The organism is Mesoflavibacter zeaxanthinifaciens subsp. sabulilitoris, assembly GCF_014191595.1.
Classification (GTDB): Bacteria; Bacteroidota; Bacteroidia; order Flavobacteriales; family Flavobacteriaceae; genus Mesoflavibacter; species Mesoflavibacter zeaxanthinifaciens.
Genome location: NZ_JACHWV010000006.1, coordinates 1 through 18,377 on the forward strand (window position 1 = coordinate 1; position 18,377 = coordinate 18,377).

Consider the following 18,377-nt stretch of genomic DNA (forward strand, 5'->3'; position numbering starts at 1 on the left):
CCAGTAGTAGATTTAGAAGATAACTACTTATTATGTGTAAATACAAACGGAACCGAAGTTATCAATCCATTAGAGATTGAGACAGGATTAAGTACCTCAGACTACACGTTTGAGTGGACCTTAAACGGTACTGTAGTAGGAACAGGTAGTAGTATCATGCCAACACAAGGCGGAAGCTATACAGTAACTATAGAAGATAACCTAACAGGCTGTGTAAGTACAGATACAACTCTAGTAGAAGAGAGCGCACCACCAAGTATAGAAGCAGATGTAATTACACCAGCATTTGCAGACGTGCATAGTATACAAGTTACCGCAATTGGGACAGGTATCTCAGAGTATGAGTTCCAGTTAGATGGTGGACCATGGTATAATAACGAGCCAAATGACAATACATACATATTTAATGATGTAAGTGGTGGCGAGCATACAATAACAGTAAGAGATATTAATGGATGTGGCGAGTCAAGCACAACTGTGATGGTTATGGATTATCCACATTTCTTTACACCAAACGGAGATACATATAACGAAACATGGCAGATATACGGAATAAGTGATCAGCCAGATGCAGTAATATACATTTTTGATAGATATGGTAAGCTGTTAAAGCAATTAAACCCAACAGGACCAGGATGGGATGGGACCTATAACGGTAACCCATTACCAACAAGTGACTATTGGTTTACAGTAGAATATAGAGAACCAGGAGACACAAGTGATACCAAGAAGCAGTTTAGAGCACACTTTACTCTGAAACGCTAGGAAACAACTCCTAATAAAAACAAACCAATACAAATAGAAACAAAAAAGCCTGAACACTATGTTCAGGCTTTTTAGTATAAGGTGTTTTATAAATAAAAACTAAAAGTGATTACTCAACTTCAAAAGTGATTTTAAGGTTAACTCTAAACTCAGTTACTTCACCACTTTTAACAATAGCGCTTTGGTCTTGTACATATACAGAACGTATATTTTTTACACTTTTTGATGCGTGTTTTACTGCTTTTTTTGTTGCATCTTCCCAACTTTTTTCAGAGTTAGATAAAACTTCAATAACTTTTAATACTGCCATAATATTTGTTTTTTAAATGTTAATACTATCAAATTAACAAATATTTGATGTTTAAAAGTTTGATTTATAGTTAAATGAACTGAAAATAGATGAAAGGTTTAATTTTTAGGATTAATTAACCGTTAATAGCTACAACAGTATTAACTCTACCAGGCAACATTTCTTTTAGCATATTTTCAATACCATTTTTTAAAGTAAAAGTAGAAGATGGACAACCACTACAAGCACCTTGTAATATAACTTTTACACTTTTAGAAGGTTCATCATAAGATTCAAATTGAATGTTACCTCCATCACTTGCTACTGCTGGTTTAACATATTCTTCTAAGATATTTATAATTTCTTGAGAAGTAGTATCTAAATTTTCAAAATGCTGTTCTACTTTTTCGGTAGATTTTTCAATAACTTCAGGCGCGTTAGGGTCTATTATATTTTTACCTTCTTCTATATATTTTTTGATAAAATCTCTAAGTTCTACAGTAATATCGTTCCATTCGGCAATATCATATTTTGTTATAGATATATAATTTTCATCAAAAAATACGCTTTTTACAAACGGAAAATGAAATAACGCGGTTGCTAAAGGAGATGTTTTTGCTTTTTCTATAGAATCATAATCATAAGTCGCAGTCACTAATTTTTTATTAGCTACAAACTTTAACGCGGCTGGATTAGGAGTACTTTCTGTGTAAACTGTTACAGGTACTTTTTGTGTAGTAGCAGTTTCGGTCACAATGACACCATCATTATTTAAATAGTTTTCAATTTGTTTTGCAACTTCATCTTTTACATCATCCCATTCAACAATGTTATAACGTTCTATTGCTATAAAATTACTAGATATGTATACTTTTTTAACAAATGGTAAATAGAATAATTGCTGTGCTAAAGGCGAGTCTTTTGCTTCATCAATATTATTGTACTCATAGTTTTGATGCTTGGTAATAAATTGATTAACATCAAATTTTAAAATAGTAGGGTTACTTGTGTTTTGTATAGAGATTTTATATGTGCTCATGCTGTAATTTTTTTGCAAAAATACTAAAACAATAGCAGAGATATCTATATATTTGATGTTTATATACGTTGAAATTTTTAATATAACTTTAGTAATTTTACTAAAAGAATTTTAAATTGAAACCTTTAACTATTTTCAACTTAATTATACGTTCTAAATTTATATATTTACAAACGTTATAATTTTTTGCTTAAAATTAAGTTATAAATTATAAGTTGATTTGAAATAACAGACCATACGACCTCGGAAAAAAGAGATTATGAGATTAAAAAATATTCTATTTATAGCAATTGCAACTTTATTTGGATCGCAATTAGCTAACGCTCAAGAAGGACTTCCAATTTATTCAGATTATTTAACTGATAACTATTATTTAATTCATCCATCTATGGCTGGTGCTGCTAACTGTGCAAAGGTTAGGATTACTGGTAGACAACAATGGTTTGGAGATGATGATGCACCAAGATTAATTACTGCAAGTGTAAATGGTAGAATTGGAGATTCTCCTTCAGGTATAGGTGCAATAGTTTATTCTGATAGAAATGGTTATCATTCTCAAACAGGAGCTTATTTAACTTATGCTCATCATTTAATGTTTTCTCGTAGTACAGCAGATTTAAATCAATTATCTTTTGGTTTAAGTGTTGGTGCAATACAATATAAATTAGACGAGACTACTTTTTTAGCTGATGGATTTGATCCTTTAATAGCTGGTATAGAGCAGTCTGCTACAGAGTTTAATGTAGATTTTGGGTTCTCTTATAACCTTTACGATTTTTATGCTCATGCAACCGTGAAGAATTTATTAAACAACGATGGTGTAAATTATAATAATAACCCTGGTAATTTAAACTTTAATAATTTAAGAACATACATCTTTACTGTAGGTAATACTTTTGGTAGCTACGGAAGCGAGTGGAGTTTTGAACCATCTGCGTTATTCTTATATAGAGAATCTACTGAAGAAGCTCTTTTTGATGTAAATCTTAAAGTTTATAAAGAAATGGACTTTGGTAAAGTTTGGGGAGGTTTATCTTACAGACGTTCTTTAGATGGAGCAGAGTATTTAGATGGACAATCTGTAAGTAGTCAAAAATTACAATATTTAACACCGCTTTTAGGGGTTAATGTAAAAGACTTTATGTTTGCCTATTCTTACAATTATCAAACAAATGATATTGTGTATAATAGTGGTGGTTTTCATCAAATTACTTTAGGGTTTAACTTTAATTGTGGTAGAGCTGCTTATAGCTGTAACTGTCCAGCGGTTAATTAAGATATAAAATACATATTAAAAAAAGCCTTGAGATCTCTCTCAAGGCTTTTTTTGTATTATTTAGTGTCTAGTTCTTTAATATCAATATCACCATTTGGAGAGATTACATAATACTTACGTTCTGTTTCTTTATTTACTATTGGTTCTGGCTTGTCGTTTTTAGGTTTAGGGTTGTAGTGTAGTTTTATTTCCATGCCAACTTGTACAACAGGCTCTATAATAGAAGGGTTAATAACAATATCATAATTTTCATAGGTTAGCGGTTGGTAGTAATAAGAGGTTTGCTTGTTTGCAGTAGTAACACCTTTGTTTTGTTTTAAGGCTTCAAAAGAAATACTATTAAATGCCTGATAATTATTGTAAAAATCTTTTGGAAAGTAACAATACTTTTGATCTGCCATTTGTACATTATATTCTTTTAAATCAAAACCTAAAACGGAGTAATATTCTTTTTTGTCTTTTATTAATTGTAAAAGTTGTGTTTGTAGATTTTTGTATACTTCGGCAATGTTTTCGATAAAATAATCCACCTTAACAAGATTATAGACTTCGTTATTAGCACAAGCAGAAAGTATCTTTTCAAATTGATTGGTCTTCTTAAACTGTATATGTATGTTCTGTTGTAACTCAAAACCTTTAGGGACTTCGGTATAAGTTTTGCTAAACAGTTTTTTAGTAACTTCAACTTCGTAAACAGGAATAAATGAAATAACATCAATAGCAATATCACTTTCTTTTAAGCCGATCTTTGTTAGTTCATTTTTAATATTTTCAACTTTAAGACTCATTAAATTTTTAGTTGCTTCTGCTGTTTCTGCAATTTGAGAGATATTAAAAACTGCTGTGTAACTAGATGCTTTTACATTTTGTAAAGCTCTAACATCAATAATTAAAGTGCTGTTAGGATTTAGATTTTGTTGCATACGTTTAGGAGAGTGACCATAAACAATAGAATTACCAGCAATATTAGCTCTTGATATTTCTTGATTAAAATTACCCTTATGTTGTGCTTTAACAGTTGCAACAATTAGGATAAATAAAAGTAAGCGAAGGTTTTTCATAATTTGTTTTTTTAAATTCGGCATAAACTTAAAAGCAACTTTTTTCAATAAAAACAAGGAATGAGTTAACGGTATACTTAATTGAGTTAATAGAAAAGATGATTGAGTAAAACATGCTATTTGCCTAGTTTTTAATGTAAAATATTAAAAATGGCATTTTATTTAATGGGCTAAAACGTGTAGATTTATACTCGATATTTAATTTAAAATGAAATTTTTAAAATACCTTTTATTAACGCTATTCCTATTGTTTAGTTTTCAAATTGTAAGTGGGCAAAATATTAGCTCACTTAATGATGCTGAAATTTTTACAGTAAGAGGGAATATTAGAGAAAGCGATACGCGTAATCCAATAGAAAACGCAGATATACAGGTAAATGGTGGTAGCTACACCAAATCGTCTTTAGACGGTACGTTTAGAATTCAAGTAAAAAAAGGAGATCAAATTGTTATTAGTCACGACGATTTTGAAACCGTTTATTACACAATTAAAGATAATGATGATATAACTGTTGAAGTCCAATCAGTAGGCGTAAACGGTTACGTGCAAAAAATAAAAACTAACGAAAACACTTTTAGAAGCTCAATAGACTCAGCTATATTTTACAAGAAAATTTCAGCAGAAAAAAGTATTCAATTTATCACCGAAAGTATATCTAAAAGTACATCAGTAAAAGAAAATGCACAAGCATTTGAAGTTTTGGGCGATGTAAATATGTATTGGAAACAATATGATTTAGCAACCACTAATTACCGTATAAGTCTTAAAAATGAAAGTAATATAGATGTAAAATTAAAATTAGCAAAAGCCTACTTTTTAAATAAAAATTATCAAAAAAGCCTAGAGATTTATAATGACTTAGAAGATAAAACACTTAATAACTGGCAGCAAATTGAAAAACAAGAAGGTTTAGGAGATGTCTTTTTAGAACAAAATAAAATAAAACTAGCAACACAATCTTTTAAGCAAGGATTAAAAATAGCCGAGACCAATAATATAAAACCAAAAATCACTGATTTAAACTCAAAATTAGGTGATTCTTACAGCGAAAGTGGAAATAAAACTGAAGCAGAAAGCTATTTCACAAATTCAATAAATTTAGCATCTAAAGAAAATAAAGCCAAAGCGTTAGAACAAAAAATTAAAATAGCCGATTTTCAAAACACAAACCGAGCATTTGATAAAGAAATTCAATTAAGAAAAGAAATTATCAAAGATATAGATGCTATAGAAAAAGACTCTGTCATCACTAACGAAAGTCCGTTAACCAAACAAAAACAAAACTATAAAATTGGTAATGCCTATTTTTTAAAAAATAATTTAGATGAAGCCATTCCGTATCTAGAAGAAAGTATTGAAGAAGCCGATAAAAAAGAAGATTTAATAGTTAAAAAAGACGCTACCAAAAAGTTAGCCGATGTATTTGTGGCTTCGGGTAATTTTGAAAAAGCTAAAGAAGCCTTTAACGCTTATACTGAAGCTGTAGACCAGCTTTATATTAAGAAAGAACAAGAAATATCTCAAGCAGCAAGAATATCCAAAAGCATTGCCGAAAAGCAAAATCGTATTCTTTCACTAGAAAACGACAGACAGCTTACTTTAAGCCAAATGCAATTATCTGACGAGAAAAACAAACGCCAACAACTTATCATTTACTCATTAATTGGCGGCTTATTTTTATTAGTTGTATTGGCGTATTTAATGTATAAATACATCAAACAACAAAAATTGGCTAACAATTTACTGGCTTTAAAATCTTTAAGAAGTCAGATGAATCCGCACTTTATCTTCAACGCATTAAACTCGGTTAACAGTTTTATTGCTACTAACGACGAGCGTACAGCTAATAAATACTTGTCAGATTTTTCAAAATTAATGCGAGCAGTTTTAGAAAATTCAGAAGAAGATTTTATTCCATTACAAAAAGAAATTCAACTTATAGAATTATACACCAAGCTAGAACATTTTAGGTTTAAAGATAAATTTAATTATAAAATTTCTGTGGAAGAGACAATAGATATAGAAGCCTATAAAATACCACCAATGCTATTGCAACCCTATATAGAAAATGCGGTTTGGCACGGATTACGTTATAAAGAAGACAAAGGAATTTTAGATATTAAAATCTGTAAAAAACAAAAAGACCAAATAGAAATCACTATTGCAGATAATGGTATTGGTCGCAAAAAATCTAAAGCATTAAAGACCGAGAATCAGAAAAAACATAACTCTAAAGGATTAGGAAACATTAAAAAACGTGTTACTATTTTAAACGAAATGTACAAAGATAAAGTAGACATCAACATAGAAGATAATCAGCTTAATGCACAAGATGTTGGTACAAAAGTAATAGTGACTTTAAAGAAGGATTAATAAAAAAAAAGCTTCAGACTTCGGTTTTCAAGCTTAAAAAAATAAACAATGAAACTAAACGCCATATTAGTAGAAGACGAAGAACAAAGTAGAACAATTTTAAAAAACTACTTGACTAAATACTGTCCAAAAGTTAATATTTTAGGAGAGGCTTCAAACATAAACGAAGGTTTAGAACTCATAAGGAAACTAGATTTAGATCTCGTGTTTTTAGATGTAGAAATGCCTTACGGAAACGCATTTGATTTATTAGATAAGGTTGGCGATCGTAATTTTGAGACCATTTTTGTAACCGCATATAATCACTATGCGATGGATGCATTAAATGCGCACGCGTCTTATTATTTGATGAAGCCGATAGATATAGACGAGCTGATAAAAGCAGTAGATTACGTTGCCGAGATAAAAACCAAAGAAGAAGCTTTACAAGACCAAGTACTAATCCCAAAAACCAATAGTGTAGAAGGTAAAATAACCATTCCGCAACAAGATGGTTTTGAAGTATTAAACACCAAAGACATTTTGTATTGCAAAGCAGATGATAATTACACGCAAATATTTTTAAATAATAACAAAAAAAAATTAGTAAGTAAAACACTTAAATATTTTGAAGATATTTTATCAGAATCTGGTTTTGCACGTGTACATAAAAGTTACTTAATAAATGTAGCAGAAGTAGTCAAATACGTTAAAGGAAAAGGCGGAAGCGTTATTTTAAGCAACGGAAAAGAAATTATGGTTTCAGCTTCCAAAAAATCAGGATTATTATCGTATTTTAAATAAAATTCCTGCGCAAGCAGGAATCTCTAGAGAAATAGAAGCAATTAATAATAAATGTTGTCAGGTTGAGCGCAGTCCAAAACTAAATTATTAAAAACAACATTAATGTTTTGCGAAGTATAAGCAAAATGTATCGAGAACAAATAATAACTCATAAATCAAAAACCGTAAATCAAAAACCGTAAATCAAAAATGCCAATCATAAAACCAATAAACGGTAAATCACCACAACTTCCAGAAGACTGCTACATTGCCGAAAACGCAACCATAGTAGGAGACGTACAAGCCGGTAACCAATGTAGTATTTGGTTTAACGCCGTAATACGTGGCGATGTACATTACATAAAAATGGGAAATAAAGTTAACGTGCAAGATGGCGCAGTTATCCATTGTACGTATCAAAAACATCCAACCAGCATCGGTAATAATGTGTCTATTGGTCACAATGCTATAGTGCACGGATGCACCATAAAAGACAATGTTTTAATAGGTATGGGAAGTATTGTAATGGATAATTGCGTGGTAGAAAGCAATAGTATTATTGCAGCAGGTGCAGTTATTACACAAAATACAATAGTCGAGTCTGGTAGCATTTACGCAGGCGTACCAGCCAAAAAAGTAAAAGACATTAGTGAAGAATTAATTAATGGCGAAATCAACCGAATAGCAAATAACTACGTTAAATATTCAAGTTGGTTTAAAGAATAGTGTAATTATAATTTTTTGGGCGTTACCTTATCGGGTCGGGCTTTCGGCAGTCGTAATCAAAGATGTGCTCCAACAATGTCTCAACTACGAAGTAATCATGAATACATAAATTTGAAAATAATTAGTAATGAATAATCCCTAACATGGGTATAACTAATGGTCATTTATTTAACGTAAAATTACTAACGATAATTTATAGGTCGGTCTTCATAAAAATGTTTAAACGTTTTATCGGTTGTATAGTTATCGGTTAACACCTTATAAACCATAACGCCAACTATAACTTGGCCAATACAGGTTAAATAAAATATCCAATTAAAAGGCATATTCATAGATACCATTATAGTTACGGTAACTAAAAGCATGGTAGTAATTGCTACCCAAAATAATACTGGAATTTTCATAATTGTAATTTTATTTACAAATTACTAAAAACCAGTGTTTTAATGCGTTGATGTAATTATAAAATAGAAATGTTTACAACGTAACCTTCGTTACTTCTAATGTTACAAACCGTATCATCTTCAAAAATTAAATATTGACCTTTAATACCTTTTAATACACCAGTATATGTTTTGGCTTTTTCAAAATTCAACGATTTTGGTTTTTTAGGGTATTGCAAAACTGGGAAGTGTATTTCGGTTTCGCTATTATTTTCAATAAAATAGTCTTTAGCTTCATCTGGTATATAAGCTTTCAAACGATCTCTCCATTCTACTAAATTTTCATCTTTAATATCATTTTTAAGCATTGTGCGCCAATTAGTTTTATCGCTAATATGGTCTTTTAATGCTATTTCTGTAATACCAGCAAGATAGCGGTTTGGGACTTCTACAATTTCAATAGCTTCATGTGCACCTTGATCAATCCATCTTGTTGGGACTTGTGTTTTTCTGGTAACACCAACTTTAACGTTACTAGAATTAGCTAAGTAAACAATATGTGGTTGTAATTGTACTTTTTTTTCATATTCTAAATCTCGGTCTTCAATATCTAGATGAGCTTGACTTAATTCGGGTTTCATGATCCAATCTGCAGCTTGAGGTATATCAAAAAAACAACTTTTGCAAAACCCTTGGCGGTAAATGGGTTTGTTTAAGTGGCAATTTAAACACTCATAACCAACAAATTCAAACGATATGGTTTTGTCTAATAGTTGATTAAAGTTTATAAAGTCGTTTTTAAAAACCAAATAGTAAGCAATTGGGTCTAAAAACTCGGTTTGCATTTTTGTTAAAACACCTTGGTAGGTCATAAAAAAAAGTATTATTTTTAAAACTTTAAAGATACAAATTACTATGCCAATTCCTCTTGTTAATTCTATTGCATCTTGGTTTTTAAAGAAACGTTTTCATCAAATAGAGTTGTTTTTAAAGTATCCAAACGAAGTACAACAAGAGTTGTTATCTAGCCTTATAGATATTTCAAAAGACACAGAAGTAGGTAAGAAGTATGACTTTTCTTCTATAAAAAGTTATAAAACTTTTGCTGATCGTGTTCCGATTTCTTCCTATGAAGATATACAAGATGATATAGAGCGCGCACGTAAAGGCGAGTCTAATATTTTTTGGGCAAAACCTATTAAATGGTTTGCAAAATCTAGTGGTACTACTAATTCTAAAAGTAAATTTATACCTGTTAGTATGGATAGCTTAGAAGACTGTCATTATGCAGCTAGTAAAGATTTGCTATGCATGTATCTTAATAATAATGAAGAGTCTCAGCTTTTTACAGGTAAAAGTTTAAGGTTAGGAGGAAGTAAAGAATTATACAAAGAAAATGGTACAGCGTTTGGAGATTTAAGTGCTATTTTAATAGATAATATGCCATTTTGGGCAGAATTTAGTAGTACACCAAGCAATAAAGTAAGTTTGTTAAGCGAGTGGGAAACTAAAATGGCAGCAATAGTTGATGAAACGATAGAGGATAATGTAACAAGTCTTGCTGGTGTGCCAAGTTGGATGTTGGTTTTGCTTAATAATATTTTAGATAAAACAGGAAAAAATAGCATTTTTGATGTTTGGCCAAACCTAGAAGTTTACTTTCATGGAGGTGTAAGTTTTAATCCTTATATAGAACAGTATCGAGCTATTCTTCCGAAGAAAGAATTTAAGTATTACGAGATTTATAATGCTTCTGAAGGGTTTTTTGCTATTCAAGATCAAAATTATTCTGGCGATTTATTATTGATGCTAGATTATGGGATTTTTTACGAGTTTATCCCAATGGATACTTATGGTACAAAAGATGAAAAAGTAATACCGTTAAGCGAGGTAGAGCTAAATAAAAACTATGCAGTTATAATTACTACAAATGCAGGTTTATGGCGTTATAAGATAGGTGATACCGTAAGGTTTGTATCTATTAATCCTTATAGAATAAAAGTGTCTGGACGTACAAAACATCATATTAATGTGTTTGGAGAAGAGTTAATTATAGAAAATGCAGAAGATGCATTAAAAAAGGTATGTAAAAAAACTCAGTCAGAAATTAAAGATTATACAGCTGCACCAATATTTATGGAAGGTAAGGAAAAAGGTGCGCACGAATGGTTAATAGAGTTTAAAACTCCTCCAAAAGATATTAATTATTTTAGTGAGTTATTTGATAATGCATTAAAAAGCTTAAATTCAGACTACGAAGCTAAGCGTTATAATAATATGACGTTGAACAAACCTAAAATTAATGTAGCTAGAGAAAATTTATTTTACGATTGGCTTAAGAAAAATAATAAACTAGGAGGACAGCATAAAGTACCAAGACTGTCTAATACACGCCAGTATATAGACGAATTATTATCTATCAATAATTAAACATGTTTTAAATCAGTTAATTGGTGTTATCTAATTTGGATATTAACAAAAAATTAACTACATTTAGAAAGCTATTAATCTGACTTAGGGGAAACGTCAAATTAATATTTAATTTGAAAACCACTTTATATTTGTAAATGTATAAAGTGGTTTTTTTATTATGTATAAAAAAACCACTCAAAACGTGAGTGGTTTAAATTTATTTAAAAAGTGTGTTCTTATTTTAAGATACAGCTTTTAGTTTTTTAAGTTTTGTTTTACTTAGCTTTTCTTCTGCGTAAGATTTGGTTACACTAAACTTTTTAGTCTCACTTCCTGGTAACTCAAACATTGCGTCTGTTAAAATCTCTTCACATAAACTACGTAATCCTCTAGCGCCTAACTTATATTCGATAGCTTTTTCTACTATAAAGTCTAAAGCGCCATCTGTAATGTTAAGCTCTATCTCGTCCATTTCAAACAGTTTTTTGTATTGTTTGATAATAGCATTTTTTGGCTCTGTTAAAATAGCTCTTAAAGTCTTTTCGTCTAAAGGATCCATGTAAGTTAACACAGGTAATCTACCAATAATTTCTGGTATTAAACCAAAGTCTTTTAAATCTTTAGGAATGATGTATTGCAACAAGTTGTTTTGGTCTACAACTTCTTCTTTAATAGAAGCGCTATAACCTACAGCTTGCATGTTTAAACGTTTAGAAATAACACGTTCTATACCATCAAAAGCTCCACCAGCTATAAATAAGATGTTTTCTGTGTTAACTTCTATAAACTTTTGATCAGGATGCTTACGTCCGCCTTTTGGTGGTACGTTAACTACCGTTCCTTCTAAAAGCTTTAATAATGCTTGTTGTACGCCTTCACCCGATACATCTCGGGTTATAGAAGGGTTATCACTTTTACGTGCTATTTTATCAATTTCGTCTATAAAAACAATACCTTTTTCTGCTTTGTCAAGATTGTAATCTGCTGCTTGTAATAGTCTAGTTAAAATACTTTCTACATCTTCACCAACGTAACCAGCTTCTGTAAGAACAGTAGCGTCTACTATAGCTAATGGTACATTTAACATTCTGGCAACTGTTTTTGCCATTAATGTTTTTCCTGTACCGGTTTGTCCTACCATAACAATATTTGATTTTTGTATATCAATATCGTCATTGCTTGCTGGTTGCAACAAACGTTTGTAATGGTTGTATACAGCTACAGACATTACTTTTTTTGTGTATTCTTGACCAATAATGTATTGATCAAGAAACGTTTTAATCTGTAATGGTTTTTTTAGCATTAACTCTGCAGATAAACCATTGTCTTCGTTTTGTTTAGATTCTTCTATAACAATGCCATGTGCTTGTTCTATACATCTATCGCATATATGAGCATCTAAACCAGCAATTAATAAATTTGTTTCTGGCTTTTTCCTACCACAAAATGAACACTCTAATTCTTCTTTTGCCATTATTAATTTTAATTTTTACTCGCCTCTTGTTAAGATTTCGTCAATCATTCCGTACTCTTTAGCTTTATCAGCTTTCATCCAATAATCACGGTCACTATCATTGTAAACTTTATCGTAATCTTGTCCAGAATGTTTACTTATTATTTTATATAATTCTTCTTTTAAAGTAAGAATTTCTCTTGCAGTAATCTCAATATCACTAGCCTGTCCTTGTGCACCTCCTAATGGTTGGTGAATCATAACACGTGAATGTGGTAAACCACTACGTTTTCCTTTTTCTCCTGCACATAATAATACTGCTCCCATAGATGCTGCCATACCTGTACAAATAGTAGCTACGTCTGGTTTTATAAATTGCATAGTATCATAAATACCTAATCCAGCATAAACACTACCACCTGGAGAGTTAATATATATTTGAATATCTTTATTAGCGTCTGTGCTTTCTAAGAATAATAATTGTGCTTGTATAATGTTTGCAACTTGGTCATTTATGCCTGTTCCTAAAAAGATAATACGATCCATCATTAAACGAGAAAACACATCGAAGATAGCAATGTTCATCTGGCGCTCTTCAATAATATTAGGTGTTAAATTAGTTGGATACATACTACTAACAATTTTGTTGTAGTAATTACTGTTTATCCCTTGGTCTTTTATTGCAAACTTTTCAAATTCTTTTCCGAAATCCATAGTTGTAAATAATATTTTTTAAATAAAATTAGGCGTTGTTTATAGTGATTAAACAACGCCTAAAGATAATGATTATTTTGTTAAACCTATACTAAAGAAACTATTGCTTTTTAAGGTTTAAAAAGAGGTTTACTTATCTCCGTAAACTTCTTTTACAAACTTATCGTAAGATAATTCTTTAGTTTTGATGTTGGCTTCTTCTTTATATAACTCTAAAAGTTTTTGGCTAACAACTTGTTCAGAAATTCGTCTTACTTCATCTTGATTAGATAATACGCGTGCTGCAATATCATCTAATTCTTTTTCTGAAGGGTTTAATTGTCCAAACTGTGCCATTTGCATTTTAATCATGTTTTTGGCGTTGCTTTTTACGTCTTCAAAATCTACTTTTAAACCATGTTTTTCCATGATTTTTGCTTCGATTAATTGGTAACGTAGGCTTTTTTCTGACTTTTCGTACTCTTCTTTAGCAGTAGCTTCATCCATTTCTTTTTCACCAGAAACTTGCATCCATTTTGTTAAGAATTCTGCTGGTAAATCAAATTTTGTATTGTCTACTAAATACTCAGTAACGTCGTTTAATAATTTTTGATCAGATTGTTGTACGAATTGCTTTTCTGCATCTTCTTTAATCTTTTCTTTTAATTCGGTTACAGATTTTACGGTGTCTTTTCCAAATAATTTATCAAATAACTCTTGATCTAAATCTGCTAATTCACGTTTGTTAATTTCAGTAATTGTAAATGTTACTTCAATGTCTAAACCATGAGCATCATCATGAGATACTTTTAAAGCATGCATTAACTCGTGATCATCTTCGTAAAGACCTTTAGTCTTTAAAGTGATTACATCACCAACTTTAGCGCCGATAAATTTCTTCTCGGTAGTTTTTCCTTTAAACTTGTCTAAAGTTAAAGTTACTGTGTTGTCAATGTCTTTGTCTTCGTTTTTGAAAGTACCGGTAATTTCGCTGTCTTTTTCTACAGTGTCTTGAGATACTATTTTACCGTATTGTTTTTGGATACGCTCAATTTGCTCTTCTATCATTTTATCATCTGCAACGATATTGTAGTGCGTAATTGCTTTTTTGCTTTTAATATCTACGGAAAATTCTGGAGCTAAACCTAATTCAAATTCAAAAGAAAAATTATCTCCATCCCAATCAATATCATCTTGTTGTTTTGGTAAAGGTTGTCCTAAAACATCAAGTTTTTCTTCTGTTAAATATTTATTTAATGCATCTTGAAGTAATTTATTTACTTCGTCTACTAATACAGCTTTACCATATTGTTTTTTTACCATTCCCATTGGTACATGACCTTTTCTAAATCCAGGAATGTTAGCTGTTTTACGGTAATCTGATAAGATTTTTTCTACTTTATCACTATAGTCTTCTTTAGCGATATTTACTTTTACTACAGCATTTAATGCATCAATGTTTTCTCTTGTAATATTCATTATAAATGGTATAAAGCCTTTTTAAAGGCATTTAACACTTGTTTTAATTTAAAAAGGAGTGCAAAAGTACTACTTTTTTACACTCCAACCAATTTTTTAAGCTGTTGTATTTCAGAGTTTTTTGTGTTTACTCAGATTTCTTGTCTGTTTTTAATAAAGATTGTAAAAACCACTGTAAAATTGATAGTAAAACACTAAATAAGATGGCTGTCCAAATGCTTGATACAGCAAAACCATCTATAAATTTATCTGCCAATAAAATTATAAGCCCATTTATTACAAAAAGGAATAATCCTAACGTTAAAATAGTAGCAGGTAATGTTAATAAAACTAAGATGGGTTTTACTAATAGATTTAAAACAGCTAATACCAATGCTACAATAATAGCTGTAATATAACTGTCTACACTTACGCCATTTAAGATGTGTGCTAGGACAAAAACAGCAACAGCGTTAAGTAAAAGTCTAAGAATTTGATTCATAAATTAAGTATTAAGAGTTGTTCTAATTTACAAAATTAATTACAGCTTCGTAGAATTGTTCTGGGTTTTCTGCATGTAGCCAATGCCCAGCGTTTGTAATTGTTATTATATTGGCTTTAGGGAATTGTCTTTTTATAATAGCTTCATCTTGTGCGCCAATATATTCGCTTTTATCTCCTTTTAAGAATAAGGTGTTTTTGTCAAATTTAAAATGAAGTGGAAGCGCCTCGCCAACTTCACTAACATTTTCAGTAAGTGCTTCAAGATTCATCCTAAAGGCAAGCGTTCCTTTTTCTTTCCAATATAAATTTTTAAGTAAAAATTGTCTAACGCCAACTTGTGGGATATAATTTGCTAATTGCTTATCTGCAGCGCCACGACTTTTAATTTCTTTAAAATCAAAACTATTTAATCCTGCTAGGATAGTATCATGATGAATTGGATAAAACCTAGGCGAAATATCTGCGACTATCAAGTGGCTAACTAGTTCTGGATATTTGCTAGCAAAAAACATAGCGGTTTTTCCGCCCATAGAATGTCCTAAAACAATAGCTTCTTTAATATTGTGATGATCAAAATACTGCTTTAAATCTTCAGATAATGCTTCGTAATGATGGTCTGAATCATGAAAACTTCTACCGTGATTACGTTGGTCTATTAAATGGACTTCAAAGTTTTCTGCAAATTGATTCCCTAAAGTTTTCCAGTTGTCACTCATACCCAAAAAGCCATGAAGGATCACAAATGGTTTGCCTTGACCAAGTATTTGAGAGTGTAAAACCATTTATTTTAACTTGTTTTTATACATGTTTATTACATTTTCTACACCTAAGTATAGGCTTTCTGTAATTAAAGCATGACCAATAGATACTTCTAATAAATTAGGGATGCTTTGTTTGAAAAATTCTATATTATCTAATGATAAATCATGACCAGCATTAACACCTAAATCTAAACTATCTGCAAGTTTTGCGCAATCTACATAAGGTATTACAGCATCTTTGTTGCCTAAGCTGTATTGGTGTGCAAAAGCTTCGGTGTATAATTCAATTCTATCCGTTCCGGTTTCTTTAGCGCCTTCAATTTGTTTTAAAACAGGATCAACAAAAATAGATGTTCTAATTCCGTTATTTTTAAATTCCTTAATAACTTCAACTAAAAAATCTTTGTTTTTAATAGTGTCCCAACCTGCATTACTAGTAATTGCGTCTATGCTATCAGGTACTAAAGTAACTTGTGTTGGTTTTGTTGCTAATACTAAATCTATAAATTTAGGTATGGGATTACCTTCTATATTATACTCTGTATAAACAACAGGTTTTAAATCGTGAGCATCTTGATATCTAATATGTCTTTCGTCAGGTCTAGGATGTATGGTTACACCTTCTGCGCCAAAACGCTGTACATCTTTTGCAAATTGAACAACATTTGGTACATCGCCACCACGAGAATTACGTAAAGTGGCAATTTTATTAATATTAACGCTTAATTTTGTCATTAACTTAAAGTTTATTTTAACACAAAAATACGAACTCTTAAAGGCTTTTTGTGCTAAAATTTAATTAATTTGCATAAACAAAAAGTTAAACTAAATGAATCTTTCAGAATACATTTTAAACGATATAAAACCTTTATCAAGTACTGATAAAATAAGCGATTTACAATTGCTGTTTAATCAGTTAACCTTCTCGCATATACCAATTAAGGATCAAAATGATGTTTATATAGGTTGTGTTTCTGAAAATGATGCACATTGTTTTAAAGGCTCTGAAGTGATAAGCGATATAGCGTATTCTGTAGAAGGTTTTTTTGTAAGAGAAGAAACTAACTGGTTAGATGTTTTAGAGGCTTTTGCTCAAAACCACACTAACATAATGCCTGTTTTAAATAAAAATAATAAATACTTAGGGTATTATGAGCTTAATGATGTCATTGGATTGTTTAATGAAACTCCATTTTTCTCGGCAAACGGAGGAGTTTTAATTGTAGAAAAAGGTATTCAGGATTATTCTTTTAGTGAAATTAGTCAAATTGTAGAGAGTAATAACGGAAGGTTATTAGGTGCTTTTGTCTCTAAACATGAAAATGATTTAGCGCAAATTACTTTAAAAATAGGTAATACAGGCTTAAATGATATTATGCAAAGCTTTAGGAGATATAGCTATAATATAGTTTCAGGTCATGAAGAAGATACCTATTTAGAAGGCTTGAAAGAACGATCTGATTATTTAAAAAAATATCTAGATATTTAAGATGAAGGTTGCTATTTACAGTCAATTTCAAAAGAAAAAACCTTTAGCATCTTTAGAAGTATTACTAGAGGTTTTAGAGAAAGAGAATTTTGATGTTTTTATTGAAGAAACCTTTTTTAAAAATATTTCATCCAAAATAAAAAAGACATTAAACACTTTTTCTAGTTTAGATAGTTCTTACGATTTTTTAATAAGCATTGGTGGTGACGGTACAATTTTACGAGCTGTTACTTTGGTAAGAGATTTAGATATACCAATGGTTGGAATTAATACTGGTAGATTAGGGTTTTTAGCAACTATTCAACATGACGAAATTGAAGACGCTATTAAATCTATCATAGAAAATGACTATAAAATCTCAGAACGTACATTATTAAGTATTTCAGTGTCTGAACCTAATGAAGAAATTGAATCTTGTAATTTCGCATTAAACGAAATAGCTGTTAGTCGTAAAAACACCACATCTATGATTACGGTTGAAACCGAATTAGATGGTGAATATTTAACTTCTTATTGGAGTGATGGGTTAATTATATCTACACCAACAGGATCAACAGGATATTCTTTAAGTTGCGGCGGACCAGTAATTACGCCAAAAGCTGCGAGCTTTGTGTTAACACCAATTGCACCACATAATTTAAGTGCAAGACCTTTAGTAATAGAAGACTCTATTACGATTAAACTTAAAGTAGATGGTAGAGAGAAGCAACATCTAGTATCTTTAGACTCTCGTATAGCAACACTTTCGAATAAAACAGAAATTACCATAAAAAAAGCTCCATTTTCAATTAAAATGATAGCGCTTCATAACGAAACCTTCCTAGATACCTTACGTAAAAAATTACTTTGGGGAGAAGATAAGCGTAATTAAACAATAAAATTTGCCTAAATCTGTTTAAATGAGTAACTATTTCAATAGAATTGTTATAGGC

Annotated in this window: 19 protein-coding genes; 8 read left to right on the forward strand and 11 right to left on the reverse strand. The window is 30.6% G+C overall.

Going from position 1 to position 18,377, the window contains the following annotated elements; genetic code table 11:
• Window positions 1-765, forward strand: a 765-nt coding sequence (locus FHS04_RS09690; protein ID WP_260155961.1) for a T9SS type B sorting domain-containing protein, incomplete at its 5' end; no start/stop codon positions are given.
• A 109-nt stretch (window positions 766-874) separates the two neighbouring features.
• On the opposite strand, the gene FHS04_RS09695 is transcribed toward FHS04_RS09690, so the two are convergent.
• Together FHS04_RS09695 and FHS04_RS09700 are read right to left on the reverse strand one after the other, a co-directional pair.
• Window positions 875-1,075, reverse strand: coding sequence for a dodecin family protein (locus tag FHS04_RS09695; RefSeq protein WP_027880463.1), 201 nt, complete (start codon window positions 1,073-1,075; stop codon window positions 875-877).
• A gap of 115 nt (window positions 1,076-1,190) precedes the next feature.
• Window positions 1,191-2,093: a NifU family protein gene (locus FHS04_RS09700; RefSeq protein ID WP_027880464.1), complete on the reverse strand. Its 903-nt coding sequence runs from the start codon at window positions 2,091-2,093 to the stop codon at window positions 1,191-1,193.
• Window positions 2,094-2,352: 259 nt separating this feature from the next.
• Between FHS04_RS09700 and FHS04_RS09705 the strand changes: the two genes are divergently transcribed.
• On the forward strand, window positions 2,353-3,369 hold the full coding sequence (locus tag FHS04_RS09705; RefSeq protein WP_027880465.1) for a PorP/SprF family type IX secretion system membrane protein: 1,017 nt from the start codon (window positions 2,353-2,355) through the stop codon (window positions 3,367-3,369).
• A 56-nt stretch (window positions 3,370-3,425) separates the two neighbouring features.
• On the opposite strand, the gene FHS04_RS09710 is transcribed toward FHS04_RS09705, so the two are convergent.
• Window positions 3,426-4,430, reverse strand: a complete 1,005-nt coding sequence (locus FHS04_RS09710; RefSeq protein WP_106676429.1) for an SIMPL domain-containing protein — start codon at window positions 4,428-4,430, stop codon at window positions 3,426-3,428.
• Between the two features lie 208 nt (window positions 4,431-4,638).
• Between FHS04_RS09710 and FHS04_RS09715 the strand changes: the two genes are divergently transcribed.
• From FHS04_RS09715 to FHS04_RS09725, 3 genes are all read left to right on the forward strand, one after another.
• Complete coding sequence (locus FHS04_RS09715) at window positions 4,639-6,804, forward strand: tetratricopeptide repeat-containing sensor histidine kinase (RefSeq protein WP_106676431.1); 2,166 nt, start codon at window positions 4,639-4,641, stop codon at window positions 6,802-6,804.
• Window positions 6,805-6,852: 48 nt separating this feature from the next.
• Complete coding sequence (locus FHS04_RS09720; protein ID WP_106676433.1) at window positions 6,853-7,587, forward strand: LytR/AlgR family response regulator transcription factor; 735 nt, start codon at window positions 6,853-6,855, stop codon at window positions 7,585-7,587.
• Window positions 7,588-7,776: 189 nt separating this feature from the next.
• Window positions 7,777-8,292, forward strand: a complete 516-nt coding sequence (locus FHS04_RS09725) for a gamma carbonic anhydrase family protein (RefSeq protein ID WP_106676435.1) — start codon at window positions 7,777-7,779, stop codon at window positions 8,290-8,292.
• Window positions 8,293-8,474: 182 nt separating this feature from the next.
• Here FHS04_RS09725 and FHS04_RS09730 read toward each other — a convergent pair whose 3' ends face one another.
• Window positions 8,475-8,696 carry a hypothetical protein gene (locus FHS04_RS09730; protein WP_106676437.1) on the reverse strand — a complete coding sequence of 74 codons (222 nt, stop codon included), beginning with the start codon at window positions 8,694-8,696 and terminating at the stop codon, window positions 8,475-8,477.
• Between the two features lie 56 nt (window positions 8,697-8,752).
• A complete protein-coding gene (locus FHS04_RS09735; RefSeq protein ID WP_106676439.1) occupies window positions 8,753-9,547 on the reverse strand; it encodes a DUF2797 domain-containing protein in 795 nt (264 codons plus the stop codon).
• A gap of 43 nt (window positions 9,548-9,590) precedes the next feature.
• Here FHS04_RS09735 and FHS04_RS09740 point away from each other — a divergent pair, with 43 nt between their 5' ends.
• Window positions 9,591-11,105, forward strand: coding sequence for a GH3 auxin-responsive promoter family protein (locus FHS04_RS09740; protein ID WP_106676441.1), 1,515 nt, complete (start codon window positions 9,591-9,593; stop codon window positions 11,103-11,105).
• A gap of 223 nt (window positions 11,106-11,328) precedes the next feature.
• Here FHS04_RS09740 and clpX read toward each other — a convergent pair whose 3' ends face one another.
• The 6 genes from clpX to FHS04_RS09770 form a co-directional block, all read right to left on the reverse strand.
• The gene (gene clpX, locus FHS04_RS09745) at window positions 11,329-12,561 is read right to left on the reverse strand and encodes an ATP-dependent Clp protease ATP-binding subunit ClpX (RefSeq protein ID WP_106676443.1); all 1,233 of its coding nucleotides are present in this window, start codon (window positions 12,559-12,561) and stop codon (window positions 11,329-11,331) included.
• 15 nt (window positions 12,562-12,576) lie between these two features.
• Entirely contained in the window at window positions 12,577-13,254 is a 678-nt protein-coding gene (gene clpP / locus FHS04_RS09750) for an ATP-dependent Clp endopeptidase proteolytic subunit ClpP (RefSeq protein WP_027880474.1), read from the reverse strand.
• 129 nt (window positions 13,255-13,383) lie between these two features.
• The gene (gene tig, locus FHS04_RS09755; RefSeq protein ID WP_106676444.1) at window positions 13,384-14,712 is read right to left on the reverse strand and encodes a trigger factor; all 1,329 of its coding nucleotides are present in this window, start codon (window positions 14,710-14,712) and stop codon (window positions 13,384-13,386) included.
• 127 nt (window positions 14,713-14,839) lie between these two features.
• On the reverse strand, window positions 14,840-15,193 hold the full coding sequence (locus FHS04_RS09760) for a phage holin family protein (RefSeq protein ID WP_106676446.1): 354 nt from the start codon (window positions 15,191-15,193) through the stop codon (window positions 14,840-14,842).
• Window positions 15,194-15,215: 22 nt separating this feature from the next.
• Window positions 15,216-15,977, reverse strand: a complete 762-nt coding sequence (locus tag FHS04_RS09765; protein WP_106676448.1) for an alpha/beta fold hydrolase — start codon at window positions 15,975-15,977, stop codon at window positions 15,216-15,218.
• Entirely contained in the window at window positions 15,978-16,691 is a 714-nt protein-coding gene (locus FHS04_RS09770; RefSeq protein ID WP_106676450.1) for a pyridoxine 5'-phosphate synthase, read from the reverse strand. It abuts the gene before it with no gap.
• 94 nt (window positions 16,692-16,785) lie between these two features.
• Between FHS04_RS09770 and FHS04_RS09775 the strand changes: the two genes are divergently transcribed.
• Both FHS04_RS09775 and FHS04_RS09780 read left to right on the forward strand, forming a co-directional pair.
• Window positions 16,786-17,445, forward strand: a complete 660-nt coding sequence (locus FHS04_RS09775) for a CBS domain-containing protein (protein WP_106676452.1) — start codon at window positions 16,786-16,788, stop codon at window positions 17,443-17,445.
• A gap of 1 nt (window position 17,446) precedes the next feature.
• Window positions 17,447-18,316, forward strand: a complete 870-nt coding sequence (locus FHS04_RS09780) for an NAD kinase (RefSeq protein WP_106676454.1) — start codon at window positions 17,447-17,449, stop codon at window positions 18,314-18,316.
• Window positions 18,317-18,377 lie beyond the last annotated feature (61 nt).

Bases quoted from the DNA above. Each gene is read 5' to 3' on its own strand.
- FHS04_RS09780 (WP_106676454.1), top strand. From the start codon at position 17,447: ATGAAGGTTGCTATTTACAGTCAATTTCAAAAGAAAAAACCTTTAGCA.
- FHS04_RS09735 (WP_106676439.1), bottom strand. From the start codon at position 9,547: ATGACCTACCAAGGTGTTTTAACAAAAATGCAAACCGAGTTTTTAGAC.
- FHS04_RS09705 (WP_027880465.1), top strand. From the start codon at position 2,353: ATGAGATTAAAAAATATTCTATTTATAGCAATTGCAACTTTATTTGGA.
- FHS04_RS09725 (WP_106676435.1), top strand. From the start codon at position 7,777: ATGCCAATCATAAAACCAATAAACGGTAAATCACCACAACTTCCAGAA.
- FHS04_RS09700 (WP_027880464.1), bottom strand. From the start codon at position 2,093: ATGAGCACATATAAAATCTCTATACAAAACACAAGTAACCCTACTATT.
- FHS04_RS09740 (WP_106676441.1), top strand. From the start codon at position 9,591: ATGCCAATTCCTCTTGTTAATTCTATTGCATCTTGGTTTTTAAAGAAA.
- FHS04_RS09765 (WP_106676448.1), bottom strand. From the start codon at position 15,977: ATGGTTTTACACTCTCAAATACTTGGTCAAGGCAAACCATTTGTGATC.
- FHS04_RS09710 (WP_106676429.1), bottom strand. From the start codon at position 4,430: ATGAAAAACCTTCGCTTACTTTTATTTATCCTAATTGTTGCAACTGTT.
- FHS04_RS09770 (WP_106676450.1), bottom strand. From the start codon at position 16,691: ATGACAAAATTAAGCGTTAATATTAATAAAATTGCCACTTTACGTAAT.
- FHS04_RS09695 (WP_027880463.1), bottom strand. From the start codon at position 1,075: ATGGCAGTATTAAAAGTTATTGAAGTTTTATCTAACTCTGAAAAAAGT.
- tig (WP_106676444.1), bottom strand. From the start codon at position 14,712: ATGAATATTACAAGAGAAAACATTGATGCATTAAATGCTGTAGTAAAA.
- clpX (WP_106676443.1), bottom strand. From the start codon at position 12,561: ATGGCAAAAGAAGAATTAGAGTGTTCATTTTGTGGTAGGAAAAAGCCA.
- FHS04_RS09730 (WP_106676437.1), bottom strand. From the start codon at position 8,696: ATGAAAATTCCAGTATTATTTTGGGTAGCAATTACTACCATGCTTTTA.
- FHS04_RS09760 (WP_106676446.1), bottom strand. From the start codon at position 15,193: ATGAATCAAATTCTTAGACTTTTACTTAACGCTGTTGCTGTTTTTGTC.
- FHS04_RS09715 (WP_106676431.1), top strand. From the start codon at position 4,639: ATGAAATTTTTAAAATACCTTTTATTAACGCTATTCCTATTGTTTAGT.
- FHS04_RS09720 (WP_106676433.1), top strand. From the start codon at position 6,853: ATGAAACTAAACGCCATATTAGTAGAAGACGAAGAACAAAGTAGAACA.
- clpP (WP_027880474.1), bottom strand. From the start codon at position 13,254: ATGGATTTCGGAAAAGAATTTGAAAAGTTTGCAATAAAAGACCAAGGG.
- FHS04_RS09775 (WP_106676452.1), top strand. From the start codon at position 16,786: ATGAATCTTTCAGAATACATTTTAAACGATATAAAACCTTTATCAAGT.